15 protein-coding genes and 1 pseudogene are annotated in these 19,835 nt (G+C 67.8%); 4 read left to right on the top strand and 12 right to left on the bottom strand.

The features are described 5' to 3' along the window. Positions 1–116 precede the first annotated feature (116 nt). Positions 117–1,016: a LysR family transcriptional regulator gene (locus tag U4012_RS03535; protein WP_321796229.1), complete on the bottom strand. Its 900-nt coding sequence runs from the start codon at positions 1,014–1,016 to the stop codon at positions 117–119. A gap of 121 nt (positions 1,017–1,137) precedes the next feature. On the opposite strand from U4012_RS03535, the gene U4012_RS03530 reads away from it, so the two are divergent. Next, a complete protein-coding gene (locus U4012_RS03530; RefSeq protein WP_321796228.1) occupies positions 1,138–2,169 on the top strand; it encodes an NAD(P)H-quinone oxidoreductase in 1,032 nt (343 codons plus the stop codon). Positions 2,170–2,203: 34 nt separating this feature from the next. On the opposite strand, the gene U4012_RS03525 is transcribed toward U4012_RS03530, so the two are convergent. From U4012_RS03525 to U4012_RS03515, 3 genes are all read right to left on the bottom strand, one after another. Continuing rightward, a complete protein-coding gene (locus tag U4012_RS03525; RefSeq protein ID WP_052664826.1) occupies positions 2,204–3,025 on the bottom strand; it encodes a quaternary amine ABC transporter ATP-binding protein in 822 nt (273 codons plus the stop codon). 14 nt (positions 3,026–3,039) lie between these two features. Beyond that, positions 3,040–4,005 carry a proline/glycine betaine ABC transporter permease gene (locus U4012_RS03520; RefSeq protein ID WP_321796226.1) on the bottom strand — a complete coding sequence of 322 codons (966 nt, stop codon included), beginning with the start codon at positions 4,003–4,005 and terminating at the stop codon, positions 3,040–3,042. A 70-nt stretch (positions 4,006–4,075) separates the two neighbouring features. Next, the gene (locus U4012_RS03515) at positions 4,076–5,113 is read right to left on the bottom strand and encodes an ABC transporter substrate-binding protein (protein WP_124487046.1); all 1,038 of its coding nucleotides are present in this window, start codon (positions 5,111–5,113) and stop codon (positions 4,076–4,078) included. A 573-nt stretch (positions 5,114–5,686) separates the two neighbouring features. Here U4012_RS03515 and U4012_RS03510 point away from each other — a divergent pair. Together U4012_RS03510 and U4012_RS03505 are read left to right on the top strand one after the other, a co-directional pair. Further along, positions 5,687–6,838, top strand: a complete 1,152-nt coding sequence (locus tag U4012_RS03510; protein WP_124487047.1) for a porin — start codon at positions 5,687–5,689, stop codon at positions 6,836–6,838. Positions 6,839–7,723: 885 nt separating this feature from the next. Further along, complete coding sequence (locus U4012_RS03505; protein WP_415750354.1) at positions 7,724–9,100, top strand: acetate kinase; 1,377 nt, start codon at positions 7,724–7,726, stop codon at positions 9,098–9,100. A 96-nt stretch (positions 9,101–9,196) separates the two neighbouring features. Here the strand turns inward: U4012_RS03505 and U4012_RS03500 are convergent, their stop codons facing one another. From U4012_RS03500 to U4012_RS03465, 8 genes and pseudogenes are all read right to left on the bottom strand, one after another. Then, on the bottom strand, positions 9,197–9,907 hold the full coding sequence (locus tag U4012_RS03500) for a hypothetical protein (RefSeq protein ID WP_321796223.1): 711 nt from the start codon (positions 9,905–9,907) through the stop codon (positions 9,197–9,199). 8 nt (positions 9,908–9,915) lie between these two features. After that, positions 9,916–10,608, bottom strand: coding sequence for a C39 family peptidase (locus U4012_RS03495; RefSeq protein WP_321796221.1), 693 nt, complete (start codon positions 10,606–10,608; stop codon positions 9,916–9,918). Between the two features lie 3 nt (positions 10,609–10,611). Continuing rightward, positions 10,612–11,100, bottom strand: a complete 489-nt coding sequence (locus U4012_RS03490) for a hypothetical protein (protein WP_321796218.1) — start codon at positions 11,098–11,100, stop codon at positions 10,612–10,614. A gap of 230 nt (positions 11,101–11,330) precedes the next feature. Next, positions 11,331–12,575, bottom strand: coding sequence for a hypothetical protein (locus U4012_RS03485; RefSeq protein ID WP_321796216.1), 1,245 nt, complete (start codon positions 12,573–12,575; stop codon positions 11,331–11,333). Between the two features lie 712 nt (positions 12,576–13,287). Beyond that, positions 13,288–13,407: pseudogene (locus U4012_RS03480) on the bottom strand (glycine betaine/L-proline ABC transporter ATP-binding protein); the annotation flags it as partial. 139 nt (positions 13,408–13,546) lie between these two features. Beyond that, positions 13,547–14,137, bottom strand: coding sequence for a class I SAM-dependent methyltransferase (locus U4012_RS03475; protein ID WP_044845405.1), 591 nt, complete (start codon positions 14,135–14,137; stop codon positions 13,547–13,549). Positions 14,138–14,430: 293 nt separating this feature from the next. Further along, a complete protein-coding gene (poxB, locus tag U4012_RS03470) occupies positions 14,431–16,152 on the bottom strand; it encodes a ubiquinone-dependent pyruvate dehydrogenase (RefSeq protein ID WP_321796640.1) in 1,722 nt (573 codons plus the stop codon). Between the two features lie 256 nt (positions 16,153–16,408). Beyond that, positions 16,409–16,936, bottom strand: a complete 528-nt coding sequence (locus U4012_RS03465) for an Lrp/AsnC family transcriptional regulator (protein ID WP_124487053.1) — start codon at positions 16,934–16,936, stop codon at positions 16,409–16,411. Between the two features lie 165 nt (positions 16,937–17,101). Here U4012_RS03465 and mdeB point away from each other — a divergent pair, with 165 nt between their 5' ends. Beyond that, complete coding sequence (gene mdeB / locus U4012_RS03460) at positions 17,102–19,828, top strand: alpha-ketoglutarate dehydrogenase (RefSeq protein WP_321796213.1); 2,727 nt, start codon at positions 17,102–17,104, stop codon at positions 19,826–19,828. Positions 19,829–19,835: the final 7 nt, after the last annotated feature.

Genomic DNA, 19,835 nt, shown 5'->3' with positions numbered 1-19,835 from the left:
CCGTTCGTTTTTCACGCCCCGAAGGCCGGTTCGCCGGCATCGAACAGGTCACACCCGCCCGGGCCGATCCCGCAGATCGTCGACACACTGCAGTGAACCGCATCTCGTACTTCAATTCACCTCCAATCCCGCGCCCCGCTCCGCACGCCCACCTCGTCGAACACCTGCACGATGTGATCGATCATCGCGCTCATCCGCGCGGTATGCCGCAAGTCCTTGTGCGTCACCATCCAGACTTCGTAAGGACGCGCCGACGTACGCGCCGGCCACACGCGCACCAGCGCGTCGCGCTCCGCGATCGGCACCGGGAGCTCGGCGAGCCCAAGCCCGGCGCGCGCCGCCGCGCGCAACATCAGATTCGAATTCAGCCCCGACACGATCCGCCCCGCGCGCACCGGCTCGCCGACCACCGTGAGCGGGCCGCGTGCATTCAGGTGCGGCAGGAAGCACACGAGGTCATGCCCTTCGAAGCCGGTGCCGGGCACCGGTTCGCCATGCCGCTCCAGGTATTCCTCCGACGCGTACAACCCCGTCGGCCACGCGGCGAGCCGGCGCGTGAGCAGATCGGGATTGTCGGGCTTGATCGTGCGGATCGCGATGTCCGCCTCGCGCTTGGCCAGGTTCTCCACCTGCGTCGACGTGTTGAGCAGCACGCGCACGTCCGGATGCTCGTCGTGCAGGTCGCGCATCGCGCGCATCACGAATTCGAGCCCGATCGTATCGGTCGTCGTCACGCGCACGTCGCCGGCAAGACGCCGGTCGACGCCCTGGGTCTGCCGCACCAGGTCGATCGCCGATTGCTCCATCTTCTCCACGTTGCGCAGCGCGACCTCGCCCACCGCGGTCGGCACGTACCCGGCCGACGTGCGCAGGAACAGCGTCGCGCCGAGCGCACGCTCGAGTGCCGCGAGCCGCCGGCCGACCGTCGCCTGGTCGAGCCCGACCGCCCGCGCGGCGCCGCGCAGGCTGCGTTCGCGATGGATCGCGAGAAAGATCCGTGCGTCGTCCCAGTTCAAGCGCCTTCTCCCGGTGTGATGCAAATTTGCATCTGTGGTCGTGAAAATCGCTGCGCGAATTCATCAAGGCCCAAGCCTATACTTTTTTCACCGACCACTCACCAGTCTTTTCGAGGCAAACATGTCCGATACGCTCTCCCCCGTTCCCGCCGACATGGCGGCAGTCGAAATCACCCGCCCCGGCGGCCCCGAAGTCCTTGCAACCGCACGTCGCCCCGCGCCGCAGCCGAAGGCCGACGAAGTGCTGATCCGGGTTCACGCCGCCGGCGTGAACGGCCCGGACGTGCTGCAACGCAAGGGACTCTACAACCCGCCGCCCGGCGCATCCGACATCCCGGGCCTGGAAATCGCGGGCGAAGTCGTCGCGACCGGCGCAGCCGTGCACGGCTTCGCGCCGGGCGACCGGGTCAGCGCGCTGGTGACGGGCGGTGGTTATGCGGAATATGCGGTCGCCCATCACCTCACGACGATGAAGCTGCCGCCCGGCCTCGACATGATCGAAGCCGCGGCGCTGCCGGAAACGTTCCTGACGGTCTGGCTGAACCTGATCCAGCGCGGGCGGCTGCAGGCGGGCGAATCGGTGCTGATCCACGGCGGCGCGTCGGGCATCGGCACCACCGCGACGATGATCGCGAAGGCGATGGGCGCGTCGACCGTCATCACGACGGTCGGCTCGGAAGCGCATCGCGCCGCGAGCCTGCAGCTTGGCGCGGATCACGCGGTGCATTACCGGGAAGAAGACTTCGTTGCCGAAGTCGACAGGATCACCGCCGGCAAGGGCGTGGACGTGATCCTCGACATCATCGCGGGCGACTACGTCGCGCGCAATTACCGGGCCGCGGCGATGAACGGGCGGATCCTGCAGGTCAGCGCGCTGAACGGGCCGGCGAAGGAACTCGACGTGTGGCCGATGATGACCAAGCGCCTGACGCACATCGGTTCGACGCTGCGCTCGCGCACGCCGGAGGAGAAGGGCGCGCTCATCGCCGAACTCGAACGGCACCTGTGGCCGCACGTCGCAGCCGGCACGGTCAGGCCGCAGGTGTTCCGCACCTTCCCGCTCGACGACGCGCGCGGCGCGCACGCGCTGATCGACTCCGGTGTGCACGTCGGCAAGATCGTGCTGACGACGGCCGCGCACCGCGCGCAGTGAACGCAGTACGCGGCCCTGGGCGGAGTGACGCGCGTCAGTTCACGCTCGTGCGCTTCTCGACGAACCGCCGCACATAATCGTCCGCCGGACGCGACAGGATGTCGTCCGGCGTGCCGACCTGCACGAGCGTGCCGTCGCGCAGGATCGCGATCCGGTCGCCGATGCGCAGCGCCTCGTCGAGATCGTGCGTGATGAACACGATCGTCTTCGACAGCGTCGCCTGCAGTTCGAGCAGCTGATCCTGCATCTCGGTACGGATCAGCGGATCGAGCGCGGAGAACGCCTCGTCCATCAGCAGCACGTCGGTATCGGCCGCCAGCGCGCGCGCCAGCCCGACACGCTGCCGCATCCCGCCCGACAGCTCGTCCGGATAATGATCGCCGTAGCCGTCGAGCCCGACCTTCGTCAGCCAGTTGCGCGCGGCCTCGGCCGCGTCGTGGCGCTTCTCGCCGCGCGTGCGCAGCGCATACGCGGCGTTGTCGAGCACGGTCTGGTGCGGCAGCAGCCCGAAGTTCTGGAACACCATGCTGACCTTGAAACGGCGCAGCTCGCGCAGCCCGTGCGCGTCGAGCTTGATCACGTCGCTGCCGTCGATCACGATCTCGCCGGCCGTCGGCTCGATCAGCCGGTTGAAGTGCCGCACGAGCGTCGATTTCCCGGAACCCGACAGCCCCATGATCACGAAGATCTCGCCCGACTCGATGCCGAGGCTCACGTCGTTGAGCCCGACGTTGCAGCCGGTTTCGGCCAGCACGTCGGCCTTGCGCTTGCCCGAGCGCAGCAGGTCGAGCACGCGCGCATGCGCGGCCTGCGGCCCGAACAGCTTGTACACGTGTTTGACGTCGATGGTCGCCATGTCTGCCTCCGTTCCTATGCGCGCGACGATTGCGTCGCCTGATTCGAATCGACGCCCGCCGACTCCGCCTTGCGCGGCATCCGGTACGGCACGCGCGACGCGCCCTTCTGTCGGCGCTGCTGTGCGAGCCGGCGGCGCGCGCGCCGCTCCTGGCCGAAGCCCTGGCTGATCCGGTCGATCACGATCGCGAGGATCACGATCGCGAGGCCGGCCTGCGTGCCCTTGCCGACGTCGAGTGTCTGGATGCCCGCGAGCACGTCCTCGCCGAGCCCGCGCGAGCCGATCATCGACGCGATCACGACCATCGACAGCGCCATCATCGTCGTCTGGTTGATGCCGGCCATGATGCTCGGCCGCGCGAGCGGCAACTGCACGTTGACGAGCAATTGCCAGCGCGTCGTGCCGAACGCACGCGCGGCTTCCGTCACGTCCGGATCGACCTGGCGGATGCCGAGATCGGTCAGGCGGATCAGCGGCGGCAGCGCGTAGATGATCGTCGCGAGGATCGCGGGCACCTTGCCGAGGCCGAACAGCATCAGCACCGGGATCAGGTACACGAAGCTCGGCAGCGTCTGCATCACGTCGAGCACGGGCAGCAGCATCCGGCGCAGCCATGCGCTGCGCGACGCGAGGATGCCGGCCGGCACGCCGATCGCAACCGACAGCACCGTCGCGACGAGCATCAGCGCGAGCGTCTGCATCAGCTTGTCCCACAGGCCGAAGCAGCCGATCGCGTAGAGCAGCAGCATGAAGAGCGCGCCGAGGCCGATACGACGCGTCGCGTTCCACGCGATCGCGCCGACGACCAGCAGCACGAGCCACGGCGGCGCGACGCGCAGCGCGCCTTCGAGCGGCACGAGCAGGTAGCGCAACACGAGCGCGCTGAAGTGATGGAAGCTGTCGCCGTATTGCGCGACGAACGTCTCGAGCGCGCTGTTCACCCAGTCGGCGATCGACAGGTGCAGAAAGAAGCCGTTCATGTTGATTCTCCGTCGCGCCGCGAAGGCGCGTGACGGCGGCGGCGGGCGCGGGCCCGTCGCCGCGCGCAGGTTACGCGCCCTTCAGGCTGCCGGCGATCTTCTGCGCGACGTCGGCCGGCACCCACTGCTTCCACATGTCCTGACGGGTCTTCAGGAACTGCGTGGCCATCGCCGCGCCGTCGATCTTCCTCGTCGTCATCTCGAGGATCGTCTGGTTCAGGAAGTCCATCGGGAAACGCACCTTGCCGAATACGCCGACGAGATCGGGATTCGCATCGGCGAACGGCTTCGACACGCCGACCGTCAGCCGCGACACCATGTACGACGACGCGCACTGGTGCGTGCTGCTCTCGTCGCGCAACGTCTTCCAGCATGCTTCGTTATAGGCCGGCATCTTCAGCGCGGTGAACTTGTATTTCGCCATCAGCGCGGCCGGGCCCCAGTAATAGAACACGATCGGCGCGCCGCGCTGGTACGCGGACGCGATCGCCGCGTCGAGCGCCGCACCGGTGCCCGGGTGGAAGTTCGTGTACGACTGGTCGAGCTTCAGCACCTTCAGCAGGCGCGTGTTCACGCGCTCGCAGTCCCAGCCCGTCGGGCAGTTCAGGAAGCGGCCCTTGTCCGGTTCCTCCTCGTCGGCGAACACCTGCTTGAACTTCGGCAAATCGTCGACCGACACGAGCCCGGGCGCGACCGGCTTGATGTTGCGCGCCGGATCGCCCTTCACCACGTAGTCGGGCACGAACCAGCCTTCGGTCGTGCCGCCCGGCAGCGTGTCGCCGATCAGCTTCACGGCGCCCGACGAAACGGCCTTCGCGGTGATCTCGCTGCGGCCCGTCCACTGCTCGGCCCAGATCTGCAGGTCGTTGCGCGCGAGCGCCGTTTCGGTGGCGGCCGTGCTGCCCGGCACGACGTCCGTCTTGCAGCCGTAGCCCTTCTCCATGATCTGCCGCAGCACTTCGGTCGCAAACGACCCGCTCTCCCACGTGATGCCCGCGAAATGGACCGTCTTGCCGTCGGCGCACGCGCCGCCGGCCGCATGGGCCGCGGGCGCGGACAGGATCGCCGCGGCGGCGAGAAGGACCGTTTTCAGTCGTCGAATCTGCATGGTGGGTCGTCTCCAAATCGAATCTGTTGTTTGTGCGTCGCGGCATGCGCGGCGACCGGCAAATCGCGAAGCCAGCCACGTCCGGTCAGGCTGCATGGTCGAGCCACCAATATGTTTAGGGAAACGAGTAATTCCGATCATTGCAATCGGCAGCGCCAATCGATCGTCGGGTGCCTCGCGAGGCCCGCCGGACGGGCCCCTCAGCCGATTCACCGGGCCCGCGCACGGCCCGGAACGGGCTGCGTCGAGCCTTGTTCGGGCACCGCTCGACCCACATTGAAGCGCGGCGCCGCGCACACCGTTTCGACCGTCGAAACGACCCGCCGCGCCCCATTGGCGAACCCGATCCCATCCATCGAAATTACTCGCTTTCGAATCCGTTTCGGCTTGGGAAGAATGCGCGGTGTCATCGGAGGAGACACGACCCGACCCAGCCGGTCGCCGCGCCGCCGCGCATCGCGCGTTTCCGGCGCCGCGCGCGCTGCGCCAGGTCGCCCCGGATGACGGGGCGCGCCTCGCCGGACGCGCTCACGACAACCGATACAAGAAGCTGGATATCCCGGAGATCTCTCAATGAAAAAGACCCTGACGGCGCTCGCCGTAACGGCAACCTTCGCAGCCCCCGCGTTCGCGCAAAGCAGCGTCACGCTGTACGGCGTGATCGACGAAGGCCTGAACTACACGAACAACGTCGGCACCGGCCACGTCTACGAGATGGCGAGCGGCTACGCGCAAGGCAGCCGCTGGGGCCTGAAGGGCAGCGAGGATCTCGGCGGCGGCATGAAGGCGATCTTCCAGCTCGAGAACGGCTTCGACGTGAACACCGGCCGGCTCAACCAGGGCGGCCGCATGTTCGGCCGCCAGGCATACGTCGGCCTGAGCCAGACGCAGTACGGCACGCTGACGTTCGGCCGCCAGTACGACTCCGTCGTCGACTATCTCGCGCCGACCACGGCCAACGGCAACTGGGGCGGCTACCTGCTCGCGCACCCGTTCGACAACGACAACACCGACAACTCGTTCCGCCTCGACAACACGGTGAAGTACGCGAGCCCGAACTTCGGCGGCTTCCAGTTCGGCGGTGCATACAGCTTCAGCAACAGCACGAACTTCTCGGACAACCGCGCGTACAGCTTCGGCGCGCAATACCAGAACAACGGCCTGCTGATCGGCGCCGCCTACCTGCAGGCGAACCGTCCGGGCGACGGCTCGGCCGGCGCGATCACCGCGAACGACGCGAGCTACATCGCCGAGCGCATGCGCGTGTTCGGCGCGGGCATCAACTACACGTTCGGACCCGCGACGGTCGGCTTCGCATACACGAACTCGAACTACAAGAACCCGACCGGCAACGGCTACCTCGGCACGCCAGGCGCGATCATCGCACCGGGTGCGACCGTCAGCGCGATCAAGTACCAGAACTTCGAGGTGAACGGTTCGTACCAGATCACGCCGGCGTTCATGGTCGGCGCGCAGTACGTGTTGTCGCTCGAGAAGTACGACGCATCGACCGGCGACGCGAAGCCGAAGATCCACTCGGTCGGACTGATGGCCGACTACAACCTGTCGAAGCGCACCGACGTGTACGTGCAGGCCGCGTACCAGCACATCGCCGGCGACAAGACGAACTCGATTCTCGACAACGCGTTCATCCCCGGCACCGACGCGCCGTCGTCGACGTCGAACCAGGTGGCCGTGCGTCTCGCGCTGCGCCACAAGTTCTGACGCAACCCGGTTCTCCGTTCTTCACGCGACACCCGCGCCGCTCGGCCCGAGGTGTCTTCGCCCGCCCGCAAGCGCCAGCCTGCCGGCGGGTTTTTTGTTTCGCGCCGCGACGACGCGAGGCAACGTGATTCGGCGCAGGTCGTGCGTGCGCCCGGTCAACGCTGACAGGACAACCGCCCACGATTCGCCGGTACGCTGCGTGCCACCTCGACGTCAGGCACCGACCATGCCGCACGACGAGCGCGACGTATCGCGCGGCCATCAAGCCCGAGCCGTATTCCCGATACCTGATCGCGTTCAACCCGTGCGGGCCGACGAGCCGCGGCACGATCGCGCTCGCGTCGAATCGTTTCCCGCGCAACCGACGCGCCCCACGGATGGAAGGGAACGCGCGACTTCCGCGCGATCGCGTCTCCGGCAACGACGGTCGGCCCCCTGCATCGCCTGGTCGGAACAACGCCCGCCGGCACAGGGGAAAACACTGCCATGAATCCGCCGCGCAGCCTGCGCGCACGGGCTCGAAACGTGCATTCGGTTTTGACGCAAACCCCGGTGAAACAGGGAGAACCGTGACGTCCGTTGTCCACCGTACGTGGGCAAGGGTTTGTCTGGTTGGTTTTCGATGCCCGCCTGCACTAGCCTCGTGAGGTCTGCCCCCGCGTCGTTCGGCCGGCGGGACATGACGTCGTGCACATTGACAATCGAGTGTCGGCGCGCGGCCTCGCTGCCGACGTTTCATTGCGTTCGGTCACGCATGTCGTTGCCGCCGGAGAAACATCCTCTGGCTCGCGTGCGATGTGACGCGAGGCGATCCGGGGCAACACGCGCGCCGGCCAGCCGTCGGTGTGCACCGGGGAACCGCAGGCCCGATCGTGGAGACGCACCGTGAAGCGCATGCCATTTCGCTGCATCCATGCCATCAGCTATGCAAGCGTGCTGCTCTTTCAGGCCCAGGCGCAAGCGCAGTCGCTGGACGCCCAGTCGACGCAGGAGAACATTTCCGCGCTGCGCCACGAAGTCGATCGCCATCTGCAGGAACTGAGTGCGCTCAAGCGCAAACTGGCCGACGAGGAAGCCAATCTCTCGCGCCTGAGCCGGGCGCTGGACAACCGCGAACTCGCGGCCCGGCGTGGCGCGGGCACCGGCGATGCCGGCGGCTCCGGCGACGCGGCGACGCAGGCCGATACCGGCTCCCCGGGCGGCGCGCCCGGCGCGGCCGGCAACGCCCCCGGCAACGTGCAATCGTCGGCCGGGTCCGCCGCGCCGCCGAGCCGGCCGGTCGGCCAGGCGCCGGTGGCGGAAACCGCACCGCCGCCTGTCGCGCCGATCTTCGATCAGCCCGGCGTGCTGACGCCGAAGAACAAGTTCGTCGTCGAGCCGTCGTTCCAGTTCAGCTATTCGTCGTCGAACCGCGTCGCACTCGTCGGCTACACGATCATCCCGGCGCTGCTGATCGGCCTGGTCGACGTGCGGGAAGTCAAGACGACCACGCTGACGGGCGCGGTCGCGGTGCGCTACGGGATCACCAACCGGATGGAAGTCGAAGTCCGCGTCCCCTATGTGTACTCGACGAACGACACGATCAGCCGCGAGATCTTCACCGGTACCGCCCAGGACAACGCGTTCAACAGCCACGGCAAAGGCCTCGGCGACGTCGAAATGACGCTGCGCTACCAGTTCAATACCGGCGGCCCCGACAAGTTCTATTACATCGGCTGGCTGCGCTTCAAGAGCGCCACCGGCAAGAGCCCGTTCGACGTCGTCACCGACTGCGTCACGCGCTGCGTCGGCAATGCCACCGGCACCGGCCTGCCGCTCGAGCAGCCGACGGGCTCCGGCTTCTACGCGATCCAGCCTGGCCTCACGTGGCTCTTTCCGTCCGACCCGGTGGTGTTCTTCGGCAACCTGAGCTATCTGCACAGCTTCAGCCGCGACAATCTCAGCCTCACGATTCGCGATGGACAGAAGGACTTCATCGGCAAAGTGCAGCCCGGCGACATCTGGGGTTTCAATATCGGCATGGGCCTCGCGCTGAACGAGAAAGCGTCGGTGAGCCTCGGCTACGACCAGAGCATCGTACTGCCGACGAAACAGAACGGCCAGACGGTCCCCAGTTCGGTGCGCGTGATCCTCGGCTCACTGCTCCTCGGTTACTCGTACCGGTTGTCGCCGAAGACCACGCTGAATCTCTCGATCGGTGCCGGCCTCACACGCGACACGCCGGACGTGGTCATGACGCTGCGCGTGCCGATCGCATTCTGATCGCCCGCGTGCGCGTGCGGCGGGCCGCGCGCCGCACGCGGGCCCCGGCGCGCCAGTGCGCGCTCGTCTGCCATTCATCGGTCGCTCACCGAGCCTTCATCGCCCCGGCAACACGCCGATCAACGCATTGTTCAGCGTCGACATCACGTTCAGGTTCTTGAACGTCGACAGTGTGTTGACGGTCGTGTTGATCGTCGTCACCGCCTGGATTTGCTGGTTGTTCAACGTGTTCTGGATTACTGCGCCGGTCAGCGCCGGCAGCGCGGCGGGCTGCGCGGCGTTGCCGGCGCCGACCTGGATCAGCGCGCCCGCGTTCGCGGCCGCCAGCGCCTGCGCCTGTTGCGCGGTGATATGACTGATGTCCGGGATGTTGAAGCTGGTCGTCGTGACCAGATTGCCGTTCACGAACGCGACACGCGACACGCCGAACGAAACCTTCAGACCGCTCGGCATATCGAAGCCGCCGCGCATCGCATCGAGGCGCGCGTCGCTGAGCGCGATCGCGCCGGCTGCCGGCCAGTTCCGTTCCTGCGCGCCGCCCGGCTCCACGGCCGGCGGCCCTGCCGCGCACTCCGCCATCGCGAGCGGCGCGGCACGCAGGATCGGCACCTCGCCGGCCCGCGACTCCGCAGGCGCCGCATCCGCGCCCGCATTCGCGGCGGATGCCTCGACGACGCCGCTCGTCTGCGCGACCGGCACGTCGGTCGCGGCCAGCGCTTCGTCCTGCATCGCCGCCGCACTCACGGACGTCACCCCGCCGCACACCATCACGGCGATGCCGGCGATGTTCCTGGTCTGGGATCTCATGACGGTCCTCAAAAGTCGTTCGGGCCGTGCTTCGGCATCACGACGTTGTACAGGCCGTCGCGCGCGATACCGGTGTAGAGCGGCGCGCTGGGCGCGACGCGCCAGTCACGCGGGTCGTTGAACACCGCCAGCTCGGGCCGGTTGTGAATCACGAAAATCACATGGTCTTCCCACTTCTGCTCGAAGCTCGCCAGCGACATCGGGCGCGTGCCGGTGGCCGGATCGCCGACGAGCACACGCCCGTCACGCAGCCCCTTCACGACCACGAAATGGTGATAGCCGTGCTCGGTGATCAACACGATCGCCGGCGTGTGCGTCCTGGCGAGCGTCTGCAACGGCAGCTCGAAGCCGTCCGCGACGAAGCCGTGCGCGTCGAGAAACCGCCGGATGTCGAGCAGCGAGAAGCCCTGCTGGCGAATCTTCTCCTGATTGCCGTTCTCCCACATCTGGGCGAAGGCGGTCTGCTCGGTCATCGGATAGTCATACTGATAAGTCAGCAGCGTCGCGACGGCAGCCGACCCGCAACTGAAATCGAATTGCTGCTTGACGGTGCGCTTGAAGCGGGCCTCCTTGAGACTCGTGACGTGCATCGCATAGCCTGCGCCCGCCGGATCGACGACCGTCATCTCGTCCGCCCATGCAATCGGGACGGACAGCGCGTAAGCGAGCGCCGCGATGCATGCTGCGGCAACCGGTCTCATCGCTCAGTTCCCGAAGCGCACGTTGAGCACCGTCGCGTTCTGAATCAGCACGTTGGCGCCGGTATTCTGGATGACCGTGGGCAGGCCGCTCGCATTGGCGAACGAGCCGTCGGCGATCGAATTCGAGCCGGTCGACACGCGGTTCGCCACGTTGTCGGTCACCGCGCCGGTCAGATAGTTTTGGCCGATCAGCGCATCGCCGCCCCGATGCTCGTCGAGCTGGTCAGGCGTCATCGCGACACCGAAGCCGCCCGCTTGAGCGGTCGCGGTGTCGGTCGCAGCGGGTATGGCTGCCGCAGGGGGCTCGACGGCCGCGGCCGGATCGGCGTAATCCGCGCGCGCGGCGGGTGGGGAAGCTGCGGCTGCCGGCGCAACATCGGCGGTGGCCTCCGCCGCAACGGTTCGCGACCCGTCAGCCGTGGCATGGGCCGTCAGGCCCGGCAGCAGCGCCGCAGGCAATATCACCAGCAAAAGTGCCGTTCGGATTCGCATGGCTGTCTCCTTGGTCCCTGCGCGAGCCGGCTCGAAACCGGCGCGCAGGGAGCGGAATCCGCGTGACCGTCGATCGACGGAAATCAGCCCGGCCTGCGCCAACGAGAGCGAGACGGCCGTTCGGCCATCCCGCCCTCGCCGGCGGTCCTGTCCATCGGCGATGGAACGCAAGTCGCGGGCTCGCCTGCGCCCGCGTCAATGCATCCGGCTCGCCAGGCCCGGCCGGCCGGCTAACGTCCTACGGACAGGTTCGCCTGCACGGTCACGGCCTGCTGAACGAACGACGCCATGCCGCTGTTCTGGTTGGCGACCATGATGCCCGCGGCGGTCTGGCCGACGCTCGCCATCGCGTTGGACATGTTGAACGTCCCCGCGTTGACCGCATTGGCTCCGCCTGCGCCACCCGCGCCGCCGACCGCGCCGTTACCGACGCCGCCGTTGCCGGTGCCGCCTGCGCCGCCCGCGCCGCCCATCGCGCCCACCGCGCCGCTACCCGCGGTTGCGCCGCCGTTGCTGGCCGTCGTCGTCGCGCCGCCGTTCGTCGCGCCGCCGCCCGTGCCCGCGCCGCCGGCACCGCCGTTGCCCGCCGTGGCCGCCGCCGCGCCGCCGGTGCCGCCCGCGGCCGCACCCGCGCCGCCGGTGCCCGAGCCCGATCCGCCCGAAGCGGTCGACGTGCCCGCCGACCCTGCGCCGCCTGAGCCACTGCCCGAGCCAGTGCCGGTACCCGTGCCGGTTCCGGTGCCGCTGCCGGCCGATGCCGACGCGCTTCCGCTGCCATGATTCTTGGCCCATGCGGAACCGGCATCGGCTGTGCCGGCGCCGCCGCCCCAGCCTGTGCCGCTGCCCTTGCCGGAACCGCCTACGCCGACCGAGGCCGCGATCGCGCCGCCGCCCGTGCCGGAGCCGGAGCCGCCGCTCGCAGTGGCATTGCCGCCGCCCCCGCCGCTGGCGTCAGGTGAGCCGCCGGCTCCGCCGCCGCCGCCGTTGCCGGTGCCGGCCGTCGCGCTGCCATTGCTGGCGTTGCCCGCCGTGGCGCTGCCGTTATGCGCGCTGCCGCCTTTGCCGCCGGCGCCGCCTGCACCGCCGCTTCCGCCATTACCGCCGATGCCGCCGTAGCCATACCCGTTGCCGCCCTTGCCGCCGCTTCCGCCGGCCGCGCTGCCCGAGTTGGTCGCGTTGTTGCCGATGCCCCAGACCTGGACATTGCTCACGTACCCGTCGAGTTTGCTGATCGCGACGATCTTGGTGCTGTTGTACGAATCCTGGTAGACACTCGCGCCAGGCGAAACTTCATTCGCATTGGACCCGGTGGAGCTGGTCTGGGTTGAGCTGACTGCGTTGCTGAGAGTGTTCGATCCGTCATCGGCTTTCTGACTGCATGTCGAACTGGTATCGCTGCTGCATGGATTCGCCATTGCGTAGCCGCTGCATCCCAAGGCGAGAAGCGCAGCAGACGCCAATAGAGTTTTGCGCATGAAATCCTCCTGAAGTAACGAGGAACGGCTTGGCCAACTGCACCAATCCGGAGGACAACACGCATCGGCGATGCCAATCCCGCCAGCTGCCTGACGACAGGGAGCCGGTTGGATGCTTTGCGCGACATAACCCGCCTCGCCCGATTACGGCATGCGATTTATGTTTCAGGCCTGAAACGTGTCGATCGGCACGGGGCCGGGACACTCTCGACCCGCGGATGGATTTCTCTATGTATTCAAACGCTTGTCCGATCTTCCGAAGAAGGTCCCTGCAAGCGCGGAATGTTTCACTTTTGAACGGCCGCGGCCGGCCCATACGGGTATGCCCGTAGCACCGGATATCCAATCCCAATCGCAAACGCAGGCCCGGCAAGGACGCCCGCCGAATTCATTCCGATGAGGCATCAAAATCCCGCATGGAGCGCCATTTAGAAATGTTTCGACTATGATTCGGCGCTTTTTCCTCGGATCCTGTCCGCGGCGAGCGCGGGCGCGCGCGAGTCCGGTTATCGGCCGGAACGAGGATTCCTGACGGCAAGCGCCGTGGAATGGCGACGCAAATCCCCCCGAGGTGCGCCGCACGTGACCCACGGGCTGCCTGCGGTGCAACCGCGTGCGGGTATCGGCAGGCTGCCGCTCAAAACACAGGCGAAACGCCCCCGTGCTTCGCTAGCCCGCTCCCGCCATATCAGTTCGCATTCCTCTGCTTCTCGACGAGCCGCCGCACATCATCGTCCGCCGGACGCGACAGGATGTCGTCCGGCGTGCCGTCGCGCAGGATCGCGATCCGGTCGCCGATCCGCGATGCGTCGTCGAGATCGTGCGTGATGAAGCGGCTACGCGACGCGCTCGACCGCTTCATCAGGCGGGTCGCATCGCGGCCTGCGGCGCGCGTGCCGGACGCCGCAACATGAGCCGCGACCGACGGCCTCCGCAGGGTCGATGAAAGGTAGCGTGTCAGGATGCGGGCATCACGCCACCTGTCCGATGGCGGCCCTGCGCATCGTGACGATGCGCGCGGGCGGAATATTTGCCCACACGATTCGGCTGGCATCGGCAACGAATGCCGGATCGCGCAGCGGGTGACGCTCGGGCACGCGCAGGTCGTAGGTGAACTGGATCATTACGCCGTCGACCGACAGCACACGCTCGCACTGCCCGACGATCGCCGTCACGTCCTCGCGCGGCAACGTGCGCAGCGGCAGGCAGGACACGATCGCGTCGACACGCGCATCGGGCGGCAGCAGCCGCTCGAGCTGCCGCGCGTCGCCCGATACGATCGAAATCCCGGGAAAGCGCCGCCGCAGGTGCTGCACGAACGCCGGCGCCCGCTCGACCACGACGAGGCGCCCCGGCGCGACGCCGCGTTCGAGCAACGCGGCGGTGATCGCACCGGTGCCGCCGCCGAGCTCGACGACGAGCCCGTCGCCGTCCGGCACCGCATCGGCCATCTCGCGCGCCAGATGCCGCGAACTCGGGCACAACGCGCCCACCGCGGCCGGGCGGCCGACCCACTCTCGCACGAACAGTGCCGAGACACGCAACGCATTCGGCCAGATCATCGGCCAACCTTGCGCGGTTGCGCCATCAGCTTCGGCATGCCAATGACTGCCTGTAACAGGGCTACGACGCCACGGGGCTCTTTCACGTGCATCCTCCTGAACAAATCCGTCCGCCACGCACGCGCGGCGCTCCATCGATTCTAGGAAATGCAAACTTAAGGCGACGTGAAGATTGTCCCTGATTGCGCCGCCGAAGCTGCGCGGGATACCGCGCGCCGACGATCGTGACCTGCCGCAGGGCCGTCTCGAGCGCCGACGGTTCGCCGCTCGACGGTTCGCGCCGCCCCGCCGCCTCACCGCAGATTGGTCCGCGCCAGCTCGACGATCTCGTCGCCGCGCCCGCTGAGGATCGCGCGCAGCATGAACAGGCTGAAGCCCTTCGCATGCGCGAACTCGATCTTCGGCGGCATCGCCAGTTCGTACTTCGACGTCACGACGTCGACGACCGCCGGCCCGTCGTGCGCGAATGCGGTGCGCAGCGCGTGCTCGACGTTCTCCGAATGCTCGACGCGCACGCTGAAGATCCCCGCGCCCTTCGCGATCGCCGCGAAGTCGGTCGGGCTCAGGTCGACGTTCGTGTCGAGATAGCCGGCCGCCTTCAGCTCCATCGACACGAAGCCGAGCAGGCTGTTGTTGTAGACGACGATCTTGATCGGCAGGTCGAGCTGGCGCGCGGTCAGAAGATCGCCGAGCAGCATCGACAGCCCGCCGTCGCCAGACAGCGACACGACCTGCCGCCCAGGATGCGCGCCCTGCGCGCCGAGCGCCTGCGGCATCGCGTTCGCCATCGAGCCGTGATTGAACGAACCATGCAGCTGGCGCTTGCCGTTCATCGTCAGGTAACGCGCGGCCCACAGCGTCGGCGTGCCGACGTCGGCCGTGAAGATCGCGTCGTCGGCCGCGACTTCGTCGACGATCTTCGTCAGGTATTGCGGATGGATCGCGCGGCCCGGCGGCTCGGCCACCGCGAGATCGTCGAGGCCCTTGCGCGCGGCCGCGTAATGCTTCAACGCGTTCTCGAGGAAGCGCCGCTGCGTCTTGCGCGTGAGGCGCGGCAGCAGCGCGGCGATCGTTTCCTTCACGGTGCCGACGAGCCCGAGCGCGAGCGGCGCGCGATGGCCGAGCTGCGAGCCCTTCCAGTCGATCTGCGCGACCTTCGCATTCGTCGGATAGAACGGCCGGTACGGGAAGTCCGTGCCGAGCATCAACAGCGTGTCGCACGATTCCATCGCGTGATAGCCGGAGCTGAAGCCGACCAGGCCGGTCATCCCGACGTCAAACGGGTTGTCCCATTCGACGAACGGCTTGCCGCGCAGCGCATGCACGACCGGCGCGCCGAGCGTGTCGGCCAGCGCGACCACTTCGTCGTGCGCGCCCTGCGTGCCGCTGCCGCACAGCAGCGTGACCGCGTCCGACCCATTGAGCAGCGCCGCGAGCCGGTCGAGATCGGCGTCCGCCGGCAGGATCGACGGCGGCGCCGAGTCGCTCCACGCGGGCGCTTCCTCCGGGCCGTCGCCGAGCGCGATGTCGCCCGGCAGCACGATCACCGCGACGCCGCGCTCCTCGATCGCGGTGCGCATCGCGCGCGCGAGCACGCGCGGGAACTGCGACGCGTTCGTCACGAGTTCCGCGAAATGGCTGCATTCGCGGAACAGGTCCTGCGGATGGGTTTCCTGGAAATAGCCGAGGCCGATCTCGGTCGACGGAATGTGCGCGGCGATCGCGAGCACCGGCTGGTGATTGCGGTGGCAGTCGTACAGCCCGTTGATCAGGTGCAGGTTGCCGGGGCCGCAACTGCCCGCGCACACCGCGAGCCGCCCGGTCGACGCGGCATCCGCGCCCGCGGCGAACGCCGCGCTTTCCTCGTGCCGCGTATGCATCCAGCGGATCGAGCCGATCTGGCCCAGGCTGAACGACAGCCCGTTCAGGCTGTCTCCCGTCACGCCCCAGATGCGCTCGACGCCCGCTGCCGCCAGCGTCTTCGCCAGGTATTCCGCCATCGTCTGTCTAGCCATCATGCCCTCGCTCGTTGATCGGTCGTCACACGATTGAATCGGCTCCGGCAGCCGCCTTCGCCGCTGACCGAACGAGCATACGCGATCGTGCCGCGCGGCGTCGTGAAGACGCGAGCGCCCCGCGCGGCAACGCGCAGCGACGCGCAGCGGCCGGACCGCGGCAGTCCGCCCCTTTCGACGGCGTCGGGCAATCGTCGGCGCGTTGTCGCCGTTTCGTCTGAAACCTGAAACCGGACGGGGCGCCGGCGCCCCGCGCTCAGCCCCAGTCGGACGCCGACTCGTCCGGATCGACGAGCGTCAGCCCGGCCGCCGGCAGCGGCAGCGCGGTCTTGTAGCGCACCTGCTTCAGCGCGAAGCTCGACCGGATGTTCGACACGCCGGGAATCGTCGTCAGCCGTTCGATGATGAAGCGCTCGAGCGTGCGCATGTCGGGCATCACGACGCGCAGCAGATAGTCGGCGTCGCCCGACATCAGGTAACACTCCATCACCTCGGGCCGCTGCGAGATCGCCTCCTCGAAACGCTGCAGCGCATCCTCGACCTGCTTCTCGAGGCTGACCTGGATGAACACGTTGATCCGCAGCCCGAGCGGCTCGGGATCGAGCAACGTGACTTGCTGGCGGAACAGCCCGAGCTTCTCCAGCGCGCGCACGCGGTTGAAGCACGGCGTGGCGGACAGGTTCACCGCGCGCGCGAGCTCCGCGTTCGTGATGCGCGCGTTCTGCTGGAGCTGGTTCAGTATGCCGATGTCGATGCGGTCGAGCCGACGCGGGTTTGCGCTCATGGTCGAAATATTCCGGAAGAGTGGCTACATCCGGAATATTTACACTATCCGTGAGCGAAATCCCAATGAAATCAGACGCATATTTTGCGGATCGGCGGGTAGCATGATCCGACCGATTGCCACTGATTGCGCGCCGCTCCGAACCGGCGCGCGGGGAGACCTGCGATGACGGACCTGTCGAACGGAATCGACGCCACACGGCGCGCGGGCGCGGCTCATGCCGACGCCGACCCGGAAGAAACCGCCGAATGGCTGGAAGCGCTCGACGCCGTCGTCGCGCACGTCGGCAAGGAACGCGCGCAGTACCTGCTCGGCCGGCTCGCCGCGCATGCGCACACCCGCGGGCTCGCGGCGCCGCGCGGCCCCGTCACGCCGTACCTGAACACGATCGCCGCGCACGAACAGCCGCCCTACCCCGGCGACGCCGAGCTCGAGGAACGGCTGTCCGCCGCGCTGCGCTGGAACGCGCTCGCGATGGTCGTACGTGCCAATCGTGCATACGGCGAACTCGGCGGCCACATCGCGAGCTACGCGTCGGCGTCGGACCTGTTCGAAGTCGGCTTCAACCATTTCTTCCGAGCGGCGCCGGCCGACGCAGGCGATGAAAGCGGCCCGAACGGCGACCTCGTGTACTTCCAGCCGCATTCGTCGCCGGGCGTGTATGCGCGCGCGTATCTCGAAGGCTTCCTCACCGAAGATCACCTGAAGCACTACCGCCGTGAAATCGCCGGGCCCGGGCTGTGTTCGTATCCGCATCCGTGGCTGATGCCGGATTTCTGGCAGTTCCCGACCGGCTCGATGGGCATCGGCCCGATCAACGCGATCTACCAGGCGCGCTTCATGCGCTACCTGCAGCATCGCGGGCTCGCGAACACCGCCGGCCGCACCGTGTGGGGCTTCTTCGGCGACGGCGAGATGGACGAGCCCGAATCGCTCGGCGCGCTGTCGCTCGCCGCGCGCGAAGGGCTCGACAACCTCGTGTTCGTGATCAACTGCAACCTGCAGCGGCTCGACGGCCCGGTGCGCGGCAACGGCCGCGTGATCGACGAGCTCGAAGCGCTGTTCGCCGGCGCCGGCTGGAACACGATCAAGGTGCTGTGGGGCTCCGACTGGGATCCGCTGTTCGCGCGCGATCACGCGGGCGCCCTCGCACGCGCGTTCGCCGACACCGTCGACGGCCAGTTCCAGACCTTCTCCGCGAACGACGGCGCGTACAACCGCGCGCGCTTCTTCAGCGGCGACCCGGCGCTCGAAGCGCTGGCCGCCCAGCTCACCGATGCGGAAATCGACCGCCTGCGCCGCGGCGGCCACGACGCGCGCAAGCTGCACGCCGCGTATGCGCGCGCGCTCGCCCATCGCGGCCAGCCGACCGTGATCCTCGCGAAGACGATGAAGGGTTATGGAATGGGCACGGCCGGCCAGGGGCGGATGACCACGCACCAGCAGAAGAAGCTCGACGTCGACGACCTGAAGGCGTTCCGCGACCGTTTCCGGTTGCCGCTGTCGGACCACGACGTCGAGCAGTTGAGGTTTTACAAGCCAGCGGAAGACAGCCCGGAAATGCGTTACCTGCATGCCCGCCGGGCTGCCCTGGGAGGCTATCTGCCCAGAAGGCGGATGGCGGCATCGAAGGGACTGACCGTCCCTTCGATGCCGGCCTGGGGTGCGTTCGCGCTGGAGGCGGCCGGCCGCGAGATGTCGACGACGATGGCGCTCGTGCGGATGCTCTCCGCGTTGATCAAGGATCGCGACATCGGTCCGCGCGTCGTGCCGATCGTGGCCGACGAGGCGCGCACGTTCGGCATGGCGAGCTTGTTCCGGCAGGTCGGCATCTACTCGCCGCTCGGCCAGCGCTACGAACCGGAGGATCTCGGCTCGATGCTCTACTACCGCGAGGACACGCGCGGCCAGATCCTCGAAGAAGGGATTTCGGAAGCCGGCGCGGTGTCGTCGTGGATCGCCGCCGCGACCGCGTACAGCGTGCACGACCTGCCGATGCTGCCGTTCTACATCTACTACTCGATGTTCGGCTTCCAGCGGATCGGCGACCTGATCTGGGCTGCCGCCGACCAGCGTTCGCGCGGCTTCCTCGTCGGCGCGACGTCGGGCCGCACGACGCTCGGCGGCGAGGGCCTGCAGCACCAGGACGGCAGCAGCCATCTCACGGCGTCGACGATTCCGAACTGCCGCGCTTACGACCCGGCGTTCGCGTACGAAGTCGCGACGATCGTCGATGCCGGCATGCGCGAGATGGTCGAACAGCAGCGCGACGTGTTCTATTACGTGACCGTGATGAACGAGAACTATGCGCAGCCGTCGATGCCCGACGACGATCCGGCCGCCCGACGCGAAGGCATCCTGAAGGGCATGCATCGGCTGCCGTCCGCAGTGAACGCGACCGCACGCGTGCAGTTGTTCGGCGCGGGCGCGATTCTCGGCGAGGTGCTCGCCGCGCAGCGGATGCTGCAGGACGACTGGGGGATCGATGCAGCCGTGTGGAGCGTCACGAGTTTCAGCGAGTTGCAGCGCGACGGGATGGAAGCCGAACGGCTGTCTCGGCTCGGCGACGGATCGGCATCGTCGTATGTCACGCGGATGCTTGAAGGAACGCATGGCCCGGTAATCGCCGCGACCGATTACGTGCGTGCGGTGCCCGAACTGATCCGCGCGTACGTGCCGCGCCGCTACGTGACGCTCGGCACCGACGGGTTCGGCCGCAGCGACACGCGCGACGCACTGCGCGCGTTCTTCGAAGTCGATCGCGCGAGCATCGTGCTCGCCGCGCTGAAGGCGCTGGCTGATGACGGGGAACTCGATGCGACTATCGTGCGCGACGCGCGGGAGCGTCTCGGCAAGACCTCGTATCCGGGCGTCGCGCCATGGCAGCGCTGATCGGGCG

Source organism: Burkholderia sp. BCC1988, assembly GCF_905339895.1.
Lineage (GTDB): Bacteria > Pseudomonadota > Gammaproteobacteria > Burkholderiales > Burkholderiaceae > Burkholderia.
Note: the sequence above shows the minus strand (reverse complement) of the source record. Positions and strands in the feature narration are given on the sequence as shown.